Source organism: Claveliimonas bilis, from assembly GCF_020892095.1.
GTDB classification, from domain to species: domain Bacteria; phylum Bacillota; class Clostridia; order Lachnospirales; family Lachnospiraceae; genus Claveliimonas; species Claveliimonas bilis.
The window spans coordinates 1092696-1106248 of sequence record NZ_AP024845.1 but is presented as its reverse complement, the minus strand read 5'-3'; the positions used below and the strand labels follow the sequence as shown (position 1 = coordinate 1106248).

Sequence of the window (13553 nt, the reverse complement as noted above, 5' to 3'; positions counted from 1 at the left end):
CCAATAGGAAGAGGAGGTCGGATTATGAGCTATTATATGGGAGTTGATATCGGAACATCCAGCGTGAAGTCCATGTTGATCAGTGGTGATGGGAATGTGGCCGGAACGGAGCAGGTTGGATACAATATCATAAAGGAGAGGCTTTCCTGGGCGGAACAGGACATGGAAGAACTTTGGCAGGCTGCACGCCAGACGATTGCAGCTTTGGTGAAACGTTTTCCCGGGGAAGCGGCACAGATTAGCTGTATCAGCTATTCGGGACAGATGCATGGCCTGGTTATGGTAGATGACAGGGGAAAACTGATCCGCAATGCAATTATCTGGGCGGATCAAAGATCAGGAGATGAAATCTCTGAAATTTATAAAGTGATCGGAAAAGATAATTACAGAAATGTTATCTTAAATTCGTTAAGTACAGGGTTCCTTGCCTCCTCCCTTATGTGGGTGAAAGAGCATGAGCCGGAAAATTACGAAAAAACCAGATATGTAATGTTTCCCAAAGATTATATCCGTTATCGGATGTGCGGCGAGATCGGAACGGAAATGTCTGACGCTTCCAGCGGAGCAATTTTTGATACAAAAAAGCGTCAGTGGGCCTGGGACCTTATTGAGAAGCTGGGACTGAAAAAAGAGATTTTCCCGGAAAGTCATGAATCCTGTGATATTGCAGGACAGGTATCCGGGGAATGCGAGGAACAGACAGGATTGAAAGCAGGGACGCTGATCGCATATGGCGGCGGCGATACTTTGATGATGGGCGTTGGAAACGGAATCATTGTTCCGGGAATCCTGGCTTCCAATATCGGCACGGCCTGTCAGATATCCGGCGCTTTTGACCATCCGGTCTATGATCCTAAGTTTCGCACGAATACATTTTGTCATGTAAAAAAAGATCTGTGGCTTTTGATGGGGGCGCACCTAAGCGGCGGGGTTGCTTTGAAATGGCTGATGAATCAGATGCTGGAAATGAAATCTTACGATGATATGACCGCTTTAGCCGGAACGGTCCCAGCGGGAAGCGAAGGTCTTGTGTTTCTTCCGTATTTGAGTGGAGAAAGAACACCTTATAATGATCCGGAGGCAAAAGGAATTTATTTTGGTATGACTTTGAAGCATACAAAGGCTCATATGATAAGAAGTACAATGGAAGGGATTGTGTTCGGACTTCGCAGTTCATTGGAAATTTTCAAAGGCCTCGGTATTTCGTACCAAAAAATTATTGCGTCAGGAGGGGGAGCGAGAAGCCGTCTCTTTCTGCAGATGCAGGCAGATATTCTGAATGGGCCGATCTTTACCAATGAAAATAATGAACAGGCCTGTGTGGGAGCCGCCATTACAGCGGCTGTGGCAGCAGGAGAATATCGAAGCTGTGAAGAAGCCTGCAGCCGTCTGGTGAAGTTGAGCGAAACGACGGTAGAGCCAGACCGGGAGAATCAGAAATATTATGAGGAGCAGTTTGCCATTTACCGGGAGTTATACGGACATAATCAGGATCTGTTCCACAAAAATGTGAGAGGATAAGCCATGAAAATTTTTCAGAAAGGGTTTAATTATTCCCAGGATGGCGACGGGAACAGGCTTGTTTACCATCTGCAGGGCTGCAATATGAAATGTCCCTGGTGCGCCAATCCGGAGGGGATGAAGGTAGAAGGCGTGATCGTGTCAGATGAGGAATGGCTTCTTGAATCTATTTGCCCTCACCATGCCATTAGCGGAAAGACGGTAGACAGGACCATTTGCCAAAGCTGCAGCCGGAAGGAATGTGTGACAGAGCACAATACAAAAGGAATGTATCTTTCCTATGAAGAGGAAACAGTAGGGGAAATCCTGGAGGAAGCAAGAAATAACGCTATGATGTTCTATGATGGCGGCGGGGTGACATTTACAGGAGGAGAGGCCACCGTACAGTTTGAAGAGCTGAAAGAAGCGCTTACAGGATTGAAAGAGTCAGGAATACACACGGCATTGGAGACAAATGGAGCACATCCGAGGCTGGAAGAGCTGATGGGATGTGTCGGTCAGCTTATTATGGACTGCAAGCTCTGTGATCCTAAGAAGCACAAAGAATATACCGGGCTTTCCAATGAGACTGTCCTTGCCAATATAAGGAAAGCAGCGAAGATCCATCCAAGCCTGCATGTGAGAGTACCGCTGATCGGAGGGGTCAATGACGGCCGGGAAGACCAGGAGGCATTTCTTTCATTTTTCCGTGAGATAGGCGGCAGCAATGTGACATTTGAAGTGCTGGCCTATCATGAATTTGGAAAAAAGAAATGGGAAGAATGCGGATGGAAATACCAGATGACAGAAAAAGCCAGAGTGAATGAAAATACCCTGAGGCAGTTCCGGGAACGGATCAAAGAAGCAGAATGTAATTATAAGCGTACATAAATTTTTTGAATTGAAAAAAATTGATGGTGGAAAAAGCGGCAGAAAGGAGTGGTTGAAATGAAAATTGAAACCATATTAAATGCAGAGGAAATTACAAAGCTGGCAAAAGAAAGATTTCAGGAAGAAAGAGCAACGGATCATCTGGAAGGATGGTTTCTTGCCAAAGAAATTATGCGGGAATGTGATGAGAGATTTTCAGGAGAAGAGGACTGCATCCGCATTGCGAAAACCCTGGTGGAAGTAGCGGAAAGGCTTCCGCTCTGGATCAGTGATTACCATGTGTTTGCGGGAACTCAGGATAATGCCTTTGCCAGGTCCTACGCCCTTATCAATCCGGCGTTTTCGGTGGATTCCTTCAGCGGCTACTGCGATCCGGTGGCGGTTTTCGGGGATATTGATCCCATCGGAGATATTACGCAGGAGAGGATCGACGATCTGAAGCAATATAATGAAAAGACGAAGTTTGCAAAAGCGCTGTGCAGCGCCTATGATATTGCAGGTGACAATACAAGCGAGGCGATTTATTTTATCGAACAGGTAACGGGACATCTCATTCCGGATATGAGAGACGTCCTGAAGGATGGTGTGAAAGGACTGAAAGAGAGGATCGGGGTTCAAAGGGAAGCGGAACAGAATCCAAAGAAACGCTCCTACTATGAGGCGATGGATATTTCTCTGGACGCCGTTCTTGTAATTGCCCGAAGATATGCAGATCTGGCAGAAGAGAAAGCGGCAGCGAGTGAAGGAAAGGATAAAGAACGGTTTCGGCTTATGGCGGATACGCTGCGCAAAGTGCCTGAAAACGGAGCGGAAAATCTCTATGAGGCTATTCAGTCATTTATTTTGATGTGGCAGGTAATGTGTCTGGAGCAAACCCCCAATCCTTACGCATTTTCTGTAGGAAATGCAGACCGGATTTTTGAACCGTACCGTAAGATGGAAGATACGGACCGGGATATGGCGGCGGCCCTTTTAAAACACCTTCTCGTATTCTATAATGTGGCAGACCGAAGCTGGGCGATTTCCCAGAATCTGATCATCGGAGGAAAATCAGGCGCTGGTGAAGATATGACAAATCCAACTTCCTATGCCCTTTTGGATGCCTACTATGACATGAATCTTCCGCAGCCTATCCTGTCTGTAAAGCTCCATAAAAATACACCGAAGGAGCTGTATGAAAGTCTGGGAAGATTCCTGTTTACGCCGGGCTGCCTGACCCCCTCCTTCTTTAATGACGATTCTGTATTTGAGATATTAAAAAATAAAAACCATGTGGACCCCGCAGATCTGGAAGACTATTCTGTAGCCGGATGCCAGGAACCTTTGATCATGGGGAAGGATAACGGAAACACAACAAACAGCTGGCTGAATATGGCTAAAGTGCTGGAGTTGTCTTTGAATGACGGCGTTTCCACGATATCCGGCAAAAAGTTCGGAAAAGGCCGGGAGGAATTCGGATATCATACCGACCAGGAAGTACTGGAAAATATTCGTGAAATCTTTTATAATAACCTTCAGGAATATACCGATGAGATGGTAAAATGCGCAAACGCAGCTTCGGAGGCAATTTCTATTCTGCAAGTTCCCTTTCTCTCCACTTTGATGGGCGGCATTGAAACGGGCGTGGATGTCCGTGATACAAAAGAGCAGGGAACAAAATATAATGGAAGCGGATGTCTCATCCACGGTCTTTCTGTTGTGGCGGATTCTTTTATCGCCGTTGATACTCTGCTGCGGGAAAGGCCGCAGGATGCAGGCAGAATGCTGGAGGCACTTCGGACGAATTTTGAAAATGACCCGGAGATGCATCAGTATCTGATGAAAGCAAAAAAATATGGAAACAATATCGGCATTGTAGATGATGAGGCGGCGGATATTGCTTCCAGAGTCAGCGATATGGTGACAGCCGAAAAAAATTATCTGGGCAATCCTTTCCGGGCAGACTGGGCTTCCCCGTCCACACATCTTCTGTATGGATACTGGGTGGGCGCAACGCCGGACGGCAGAAAGGCAAGGGAACAGCTGGGATACGGCATTGATCCGCTGTACGGAGAGGCTCATTCCGGCCTTGGATTCCGGGTAATGTCCAACATGAAGCTTCCGTTTGAGAAGATGAACGGAGGATGCGCTTCTCACCTGGGGATTAATCCAGGCTACTTCAAAGCGGAAACTTTTGAGGAAAAAGGTGTGGAATTTCAGAAGAAGATCATGAATCCATTGTTTTACAATCCACAGAAGGAAGGCGTTTCACCATTCTATCTCTATGTCAATGTGACAACGCCGGAAATGCTGCGAAAAGTATTAGCCGAGCCGAAAAAATATGCGCCAAGCGGCGTTTATATTATGAGGATCCATGGAACTTTTGTAAATTTCCTTGATCTGTCTCCGGATATTCAGGAAGATATCATCAAGAGGCTGGATATGGAGTCCACCCGTTTATAGAAAAGGATATGATATATTATGGACAGCGAAAATCTCTATCAGAAAGTGAAAAATAAAATATGTGATGAAATATTTGCCGGCCACTATAAAGATGGAGATATGCTTCCGTCAGAACGTGAATTGGAGAAGGTTCTGGATGTCAGCCGGGTCACAGTGCGAAGATCCCTGCAGATGCTGGAGGAAGATCGCCTTATTGTCCGGGAAGTGGGAAGGGGAACAAAAGTGACTTTCCATAACAGCGGCAACCCGGCGGATCTGGATATGATCGTCCTGGTGGCTCCGGCCAGAAATCCCTTTTTCTCGGAATTTATCGGACGATTTCAAGCATATGCTGAGACAAAAGGCACTCTGGTGCTCTATGTAGAGAAGCCAAAAAGCGAAGGTCTGGAAAAAAGCCTTTACCGGCTTTATAAAAGAGGACTTCGTAATGCGGTAGTCTGGCTGGAAGATTTGCAAGTAGATCGCAAGAAGCTTCAAAGGCTCCGTGCCATTGGCATGAATCTTGTGTTTTTTGATTCTGACAGAGGACTTCCTTATGCGGACTGTGTGGCTCTCAACAACGAACGTGCAGTAAGTACATTGTACCAGGCTCTTAAAGAAGCGGGATATAAGAGGATTATATATGTAGGATGGGATATGACAGAGATATACAGTATTCGGATGCGTGAGGAAGCCTATCGGACATATGCCGGAGAGCATGGAATCGTATTAAGGATCCCATGGAAGAAAGAAGAAGAAGGACGGAAGATCATTGAAAGCGCTCTGAAGGGCAGTATCGGAGAGAGGGAGGGAAAAGAAACGGCAGTGCTCTGCTGTGACAGGGAATGCGGTATCCTTGTTACAGAGATCGCTGCAGGAGAAAAGCCGGAGCTTGCAGTGGCTTCCGTGGATAAACTGCCGTCTCCGCCTTTGGGAACGATCATGTACCGCCAGGATATGAAAAAGACAGTAGAACAGATTTTTACATCTCTTGAGAGGCAGTGTGCCCCCGGAGGCACATGGGAGCCTGCCATGTATCTGGTAGAAGGGCAGATGATACAGGAAATATAGGAGATGCCGGATAGATCATATTGGCAGAAACAAAAAGAGGATTCCTCATATGTATGGAGAATCCTCTTTTTGCAGGTACGCCCGGCGGCGCACAGTTTTTATAACCCTTTTTTATAACGCTTTCCCAATTCATGGGCGGTCTTAACTACTGCCTTTACTTTTGCGGCATCCATATAGAATGGTTCTCTGGTCCATTCGGTTTCCTGCGGGTTGGCGCTGATGATATCAAAATTTTCTTCTGTAGGTGCAATTCCCATATCATCCAGAGTGACAGGAAGTCCCACGCTTAAATTGAACCGGATGACTTCTTCTATCAGTTTCATATCTTCATTTTCTGCAAGCAGCTGACAGATGACGCCGAAGGCAACTTTTTCTCCGTGGAGCGCCTTATCTCCGCCGGGAACAGCTGTGATTCCATTGCACACAACATGGGAAGCGGCACAGCCCACATTCTCAAACCCGAGTCCGCTCATCAGAGTGTTTGCCTCGATGACTGCATCCAGAGCATCCGTAACAACATGAAGTTCATTGGCAATCTTAGCCCTGACGCCAAATTCGCAGATGGTACGATAACACTCCTCGGCAATGGCGGCGGCAGTCCGGGTGCGCATGTAAGAGCCGGATTCTCCACAGATATAGTTGGGCTGATTGGTGCGGATACTTGTGCGCCCTTCAAAGACGGTAGCCAGGGCATCACCCATACCGGATACAAGGAAACGCACCGGGGCGTCTGCAATGATCTGGCTGTCTACAAGTACAAGATCCGGATTTTTGATGTAATAGTAGACATCATCGTGTTCATGTGCGTCATTGTAGATGATGGACATGGCGCTTGTGGGCGCGTCTGTAGAAGCGCTTGTGGGGATGATCACAAGGGGAAGGGACAGCCTGGAAGCTACGGCTTTGGCGGTATCCAATGCTTTTCCTCCACCGATTCCGATGATGACATCCGGGGAAAAGCCACTGGCCTCGTCAGATGCTTTTTCAATAAGCTCTTTTGTAATCTCGGTCTGATACAAAAAACTTAAGAAAGCCCCTCCGGCATTTTTGTAGAGAGTGTCCAGCCTTTTTGTAAATGATTTGTAGAAAAATTCATCAATGACAGCAAAAGCCCTTTTTCCGAATTTTTCTGTGTGGATTGCCAGGCGGTCAAGTTCTCCGGCTCCCTGGATATAGCGGCCTGGTGAACCCCAGGCATAAGAAGTAAGCGGCAGCATAAGCAGACCCTCCTTTTAGAAAAAAATTTATAAAAAAAGATGTCCGAATATAAGATCCGAACATCTTTTTTTGTTCAAATTAAGCATTCTCTGGCAGTTTGTCCTTTGCAACTTTAGAAAGAATGAAAGTAAAGACTACACAGAGGAGAGACATTACAATGGCATAAATCCAAGTCATGTTGAATCCGGTATGTCCATAGCTGTCCATCCAGCCTCCGACGATGGTGTACATGAATACGTCCGGCAGGTATCCAAGTGCAGATGCGATACCGGAAACACGTCCGCTTAAACGAAGCGGGATACCAGCGTCATCATGGATAGCAAAGTACTGGCTTCTTACGGCATAGATGAAGAACAGGCCGAAGAAGAAGTTGAAGATGATCAGTCCCAGAAGTCCCTCCTGAACCGGGATTAAAATGTAGAACAGGAAGGAAAGGGCCATACCAATAGATCCGATGATAACAACTTTGCCTCGGGAAAGTTTATCAGCAGCAAAACCTGCCACGATACCGCCAACACCCTGGATCAGGTAACGAACACCGCCGAGAGTTGCAGCTGTTGCAGCAGACATTCCGAAGAACTGCTGTGCATATGTAGTAGCGTAGCTTACAAGACCATATACGCTGTAAGCAGTGAAAACGATAGCAACCAGCACCCATACTCGAGGAAGGAGCAGAGTCTTGAACATTTCTTTTACAACTGTTCCTACAGGCTCGGATTGTTCTTCACGTTTTGTATCTTCGATAAAGATAAAGTTCAAGATACCAATGATGATATCAACGATAGCGCACACTTTGATTGCTGCAGAAGCGCCTGCGATCTCATCTGTAAACTGTGCAAATACCCACGCCATTCCAAATACAACGGCAGCGTTTAAAATACCTCTAAGTCCTTCCTGAAGACCGAACAGACGTCCCTGTTCTTCCTCTCCGCCCAGCATACGAGTCGCCTTAATGCAGGCTGACCAGTATGTAATAATAGAAGTGATTCCCATCAGAACGAAGATCAAACGTCCGATTGCAAAGCTTGGGAAGGTAGAGAACCAAAGTCCCAGAGCTCCGGTAGCGATAAAGGAAAATGTCAGCAGCTTTCTTGCTGAAAACTTATCTGCGATCATACCGCCGATAAAATAAGATAAAGTTGCCATTGTTGCATATCCCGAAGACAGAAGACCCATCTGGGCATTGCTAAGCCCCATAGCGTTCTGAATCGGTACATAGAAAGTTTCACGAATGTAAGGAAGCTGGAAGATGATACCAGCTCCGGCCGCCAGAAGAAGCAGCGTGCCGTATTTTTTGATAAAAGCCTTGTCCATAAGTATTCCTCCAAAAAACTATACAATTAATAATAATGAAACAGCGCCAGTTCCCGTGCTGCAGTCACAGGTTCTGACAGAAAAGAAACAAAAAAGAGAAAAGTAATGCCTTGCAGCGTTACTTCTCTCTTCACTCTTGTAACTATCCTAAAGCATAAAAGATTTGTGTAAAAATGTCAATCGCAAAAGGAAATAAAAAAGAAAATTAGGTATAATTCATAAAAAAGGGAGTCCAAAAATATGTAATATGTACAATTGACAACCTGTAGATCAGGATTTATACTAAAGGCAGTTACCAGAAGAGCTTAGGAGAGAACAGTAACAGGAAAGGCGGATATACCGCTTTTATACTAGTTGCTTTTCTCTTTTTTTATTATGCTGTTGTGCGCAGACAGCGCTCTTTTGGTCAAAAAAGAAAAACTCTCATATTTAAAGACAGACGAAAAGAAAAAGTAGTTAAGAAATAGGAGGAAGAAACATCATGGCTATTATTTCAAGGGAGAAAATTGTAGAGGGATTAGTAGAAATCCTCGGTAAAGAGCGTGTCATTACTGACGAACAGGTATTAAAAGAAAGCAGTCTCGACAGATACAGAAAGTATGAGCAGGTATTCGAAGTATATACACAGCCGATTCCGGCAGCAGTTGTATATGTAACAAGCACAGAGGAAGTTTCCAAAGTTCTTTCATTTGCAAATGACAATGAGATCAACATTGTACCGAGAACCGGACATTCCGCTATCGAGGGAGGATTAGAGACAGCTCTTAAAGACTCCGTTGTTGTAGATGGTTCTATGATGAATAAAGTACTGAAAGTAGATACATACAACATGCAGGTAACATGCCAGTGTGGTGTTCCGCTTCAGGATCTGGACGATATGCTTCGTGAGCAGGGATACACAACAGGACATTCTCCGCAGTCCAAACCTCTTGCACAGATCGGCGGTCTTGTTGCAACAAGAAGTATCGGACAGTTCTCTACACTTTATGGCGGAATCGAAGATATGATCGTTGGTATGGAAGCTGTGTTCCCGAATGGAAAGATCTGCAGAATCAAAAACGTTCCAAGACGTGCGGCAGGTCCGGATATCAGACATATCATCTGTGGAAACGAAGGAGCTCTTTGCTTTATCACAGAAGTAACACTGAAGCTCTTCAAATGGCAGCCGGAAAACAACAGATACATTGCATACAAGCTGGATGATGAGCAGATGAAGCTTGGATTTGACTGCCTGCGTGAAGTTATGGTAGCAGGTTACAAACCTTCTTTTGCACGTCTGTACGATGCAGCAGATGCACAGCAGCACTTCAGTGCATGGCTGGAAGAAGGAAAAGCAATCCTTATCTGGATGGCAGAAGGACCGGCAAATATTACACCGGCTATTGAAGCAGGTATCCGTGATCTGATGAGCAAACATCCGGAACTGGAAGAAGTAGATCCTAAGCTGATTGAAAAATGGTACGGCGGACTGAACTGGGGACCAGAGCAGATTGCTGAAGAAAAAGAAGAAATCAAAGCAACAAAGAACATTGGTATCACAACAGAGGTTTCCGGAAGCTGGGATAATATCTATGATATTTACAAAACAGCATGTGACAGAATCCTTGCAGAAGTTCCGGATATGACTTTGATGGGAGGACATTCTTCACATAGCTATATCAACGGAACAAATATGTACTTTGTATACTACTACAACGTTGTAGACTGTGCTCCGGAAGAAGAGATCAACAAATATCATGACAGAATCAATCAGATCATCTGCGAGCAGGTTATCAAATACGGCGGATCCATTGTTCATCACCATGGACTTGGAAAAGCAAGAGCTCACTATGTAACTGAAGAATACGGATCATCTTACTATATGCTGAAGACACTGAAGCAGGCATTTGATCCAAATGGTATTATGAACATGGGAACACTGATTCCTTTAAGAAAATAAGATTAATATTATGAAAATATTGGGTTGCTTTAAAGTAGTTCCCGATCTGGATCTGGTGGCAGAGGAAGATTGGGAGTTAGAAGGACAGCTCCATGTGGATACTAGCTATGTCAAGCCAATATGGAACTGTTTTGATGAGAGCGCTCTGGAAATGATGTTAAAGCTTTCTGATTTGTCAGGAAGCTTTAACGTCGTTTTTGAATTAAGTGCGCTGACAATTGGAAAAGAGAAAGACGAGTCGTTTTTGAAGACGCTTTATGCGCTGGGATATGCTCATGCAGTGCGTATTATGCAGGAAGAGCCGGAAAATTTTGCCCCTGAAAGTCTTGCGGGAGCGATTGCGGGATATCTCAAAAAATACGCCATGCAGGATGTGGTAGTTATGGGTGGACAAAGTTCAGTAGGGAGCAATATGAAGACGCCATATCTTCTGGCAGAGCTGCTTGGATGGCCTTGTTTTACTCAAGTTACCTCTATGGAGCCGGTAGATGAGAGCTGTCTTAAGATTACCTGTAAAACAGACGGCGGAAGCGTTATCCGTACGGTAAAAACTCCCTGTGTACTTGTTGTGGGAAATGCAGAGAATACCTATCTTCGTGTACCGACTCTGAAGGATAAAATGAAGCTTGGCAAAAAGCCGATCGAGAGGCTGACTATGGAAGAAGTATGTGAAGAAAGTCCGGCAGAATCAGCGAAGCTTGTCTCACTGGAAAATGTGGAAAGAAAAAGGGATACAAAATGGATCGAAGGAGCGACTCCCCAGGAGAAGGCGGAGAAGCTTTTTGAATCATATCTGAAGGAAAGGCTGGAAAAACTATGAGATATCATCTGGTTATTAACGGATTCCTGTCAGAAATACAGGCGCAGATGGAAGAAATGTGCGGCTTTGCAAAAGGGCTTCCCGCTGAAATAGAAGAAGGGGAAGCCTTGCTCATATTAAAAACAGGTGAAAAAATATTGGATGGCATACCGGCGTCAGAGGCCAGGGTGCTTTATATGGAAACATATACGCCGGTAAATGCTTTGGATGTTTTGTGCGGGTGGATGACGTCAGAAGATCTGTATATCTTTGGAAGCGATCCATCGGATATTGAATTGGCAGTGCGGTGCGGAGCAAGGAAAAAAGGGAGCTCCCTTGCAGCAGTGGGAAAGATCACAGTCGCTGACGGAGGCCTTCAGGCTTCCAAGATGGTATATGCCAATCATCTGAAAGCGGCCTTTTTGATGCAGACCGGCCCCTACTGCATTTCTCTTGAGAGAGGAATGGATAAGGCGAAGAAGGATTCAGGAGACATCGCAGTTACAGAAGAAGCGAATGTCGGAAAGCCGGATTTTATCCTGGAAGAAGAATTTATTCCGGAAGAAAAGGAAAAGGGACTGGAGCAGGCAAAGGTTGTGATCGCCGCAGGAAGAGGATGCGGAAGCAAAGAAAATGTAAAAAGGCTGGAACAGACGGCAGAGAGTCTGGGAGGAGTTCTGGGAGTGAGCAGACCGGCTGCCATGAATGCCTGGGAGCCTATGGACAGGCTTATCGGCGTATCCGGAGCCATGCTTGCACCGGAGATCTGTTTTGCGGTAGGGGCATCCGGTGCGGCGGCATTTTATGCAGGCATTGAAAAGAGTAAATTTATTGTTGCTGTAAACCGGGACGAAAGAGCGCCGATCATGAAGCAGGCTGATGTGGCGATCGCGGATGACTTTCTTCCGGTCATGAAACGGATAGAAGAACTTGCAGAAAATTTGAAAAGACAGTAAAATAGGAGGAAAAGATGAGCGTCACAATTTTTCCTATGGAGGAACAGTATAAAGAATATCTGATTGACGAGTCCAAATTCACAGGAAACGCCGACAGCATTTCTTTTCCGGAAACGGAAAGCGAGATACGGGAAGTGCTGGAACATTTGGGCAAAGATGTGAAAATTACGATTCAGGGGGGGGAAGACCGGAATCACCGGAGCGGCAGTTCCGGAAGAAGGCCATATCCTGAATTTGTCCCACATGAACAAGGTAAAGGATGGAGAGGTACATTCGGATGGCACGGCTTCTGTGACCGTAGAACCTGGGATTACCCTCATGGATCTGAAAAAAGAAATAGACAGCATGTTCCGCAAGACACCGGTATTCTGGCCGCCGGATCCAACAGAGACTTCGGCGACAGTCGGCGGTGTGGCGGCGGAAAATGCAGAAGGAATCTGCAGGATTTTATATGGACCGGCAAGAGACTACATTGAAAAAATCCGTGTCCTTTATCCGGACGGTACTGTTCAGGAGATAGGATGGGGCGAAAAAATCGTGCTGGCATCCGGAAAAGAAATGGAAAAGATGGATACGGTTCTTGGCAAAGAAGGAATTACAGGGATTATTACGGAACTGACTTTAAAACTTCTTCCCAAACCGGAAAGTCTGTGGGGAATTGCATTTTTCTTCCGTGATACCGGAGAAGCCGGGCAGTTTGTGGACAGCCTTAAGGAGGAGCTTCCGTCTTGTGAAACTGCAGCTGTGGCGGCAGTAGAATACATTGATCGTAAGACCATGGACCTGATCGAGGAGAGAAAGCCTTCCATGTCAAAGATCAAGGAACTGCCGGATATTGAACAGGAGATCACAGATATGGTCTATCTGGAGATCCAGGGGCAGGAGGAAGGCATTGAAGAGATTGCGGAATGCCTGATGGAAAAAGCGGCAGAATGCGGAAGCGATCCTGATGAAGCCTGGGCAGTGTCCGGTGAGGCAGAGATCGAGAAAATGCATGCGTTTCGCCATGCGGCGGCCGAGACAGCCAATCTTTTCATTGAAGGGGTCAGACGAACAAATAAGGAGATTACGAAGCTGGGCACGGATATGGCGGTGGCAGACGCCGGTTTTTCGGAAATTCTGAAAAAGAGCAGGGAGGATATCGCGAAAAGCGGTCTTTCAGCCTGTATTTTCGGACATGCTATGGAAAATCATCTGCACATTAATCTTCTTCCGGAAAATAAGGAAGAGTATGAAGAGGGGATCCGTCTTTTGTCCCGGTGGGCAAAGGAGACGAGCACCCATGGTAAAGTGATCGGGGAACATGGAATCGGGAAATTGAAAAAGAAAATATTGGGAGATGCAGTTCCGGGAGATTATCTTGAAGTCTGCCGGGAGCTGAAACAACAATATGACAGTGTATACAGACTGAATCCCGGAAATATCATTGAAACAGAGGAGTAAA

General features: G+C 45.8%; 10 protein-coding genes. 8 read left to right on the top strand and 2 right to left on the bottom strand.

All coding sequences use genetic code 11. The features are described 5' to 3' along the window. The first annotated feature begins 24 nt into the window (after positions 1–24). Genes xylB through EUBC25_RS05535 form a run of 4 tightly spaced genes read left to right on the top strand, consistent with a single transcriptional unit; the run spans position 25 to position 5883 of the window. The gene (gene xylB, locus EUBC25_RS05550; protein ID WP_230107179.1) at positions 25–1521 is read left to right on the top strand and encodes a xylulokinase; all 1497 of its coding nucleotides are present in this window, start codon (positions 25–27) and stop codon (positions 1519–1521) included. A gap of 3 nt (positions 1522–1524) precedes the next feature. Beyond that, the gene (locus tag EUBC25_RS05545; RefSeq protein WP_230107178.1) at positions 1525–2391 is read left to right on the top strand and encodes a glycyl-radical enzyme activating protein; all 867 of its coding nucleotides are present in this window, start codon (positions 1525–1527) and stop codon (positions 2389–2391) included. Positions 2392–2448: 57 nt separating this feature from the next. After that, positions 2449–4833, top strand: coding sequence for a pyruvate formate lyase family protein (locus tag EUBC25_RS05540; RefSeq protein ID WP_230107177.1), 2385 nt, complete (start codon positions 2449–2451; stop codon positions 4831–4833). An 18-nt stretch (positions 4834–4851) separates the two neighbouring features. Next, positions 4852–5883, top strand: a complete 1032-nt coding sequence (locus EUBC25_RS05535) for a GntR family transcriptional regulator (RefSeq protein WP_230107176.1) — start codon at positions 4852–4854, stop codon at positions 5881–5883. Between the two features lie 98 nt (positions 5884–5981). Here the strand turns inward: EUBC25_RS05535 and EUBC25_RS05530 are convergent, their stop codons facing one another. Both EUBC25_RS05530 and EUBC25_RS05525 read right to left on the bottom strand, forming a co-directional pair. Next, entirely contained in the window at positions 5982–7100 is a 1119-nt protein-coding gene (locus EUBC25_RS05530) for a glycerol dehydrogenase (RefSeq protein ID WP_230107175.1), read from the bottom strand. A 79-nt stretch (positions 7101–7179) separates the two neighbouring features. Next, positions 7180–8415 carry an MFS transporter gene (locus EUBC25_RS05525; RefSeq protein ID WP_230107174.1) on the bottom strand — a complete coding sequence of 412 codons (1236 nt, stop codon included), beginning with the start codon at positions 8413–8415 and terminating at the stop codon, positions 7180–7182. 481 nt (positions 8416–8896) lie between these two features. On the opposite strand from EUBC25_RS05525, the gene EUBC25_RS05520 reads away from it, so the two are divergent. From EUBC25_RS05520 to EUBC25_RS05505, 4 genes are all read left to right on the top strand, one after another. Further along, on the top strand, positions 8897–10354 hold the full coding sequence (locus tag EUBC25_RS05520) for an FAD-binding oxidoreductase (protein ID WP_230107173.1): 1458 nt from the start codon (positions 8897–8899) through the stop codon (positions 10352–10354). Between the two features lie 10 nt (positions 10355–10364). Beyond that, the gene (locus EUBC25_RS05515) at positions 10365–11174 is read left to right on the top strand and encodes an electron transfer flavoprotein subunit beta/FixA family protein (RefSeq protein ID WP_230107172.1); all 810 of its coding nucleotides are present in this window, start codon (positions 10365–10367) and stop codon (positions 11172–11174) included. Continuing rightward, positions 11171–12109, top strand: a complete 939-nt coding sequence (locus EUBC25_RS05510) for an electron transfer flavoprotein subunit alpha/FixB family protein (RefSeq protein ID WP_230107171.1) — start codon at positions 11171–11173, stop codon at positions 12107–12109. The genes EUBC25_RS05515 and EUBC25_RS05510 overlap by 4 nt, the downstream gene beginning before the upstream one ends. A 192-nt stretch (positions 12110–12301) precedes the next feature. Continuing rightward, positions 12302–13552: an FAD-binding oxidoreductase gene (locus EUBC25_RS05505; protein WP_311135890.1), complete on the top strand. Its 1251-nt coding sequence runs from the start codon at positions 12302–12304 to the stop codon at positions 13550–13552. The last annotated feature ends 1 nt before the right edge of the window (position 13553 follow it).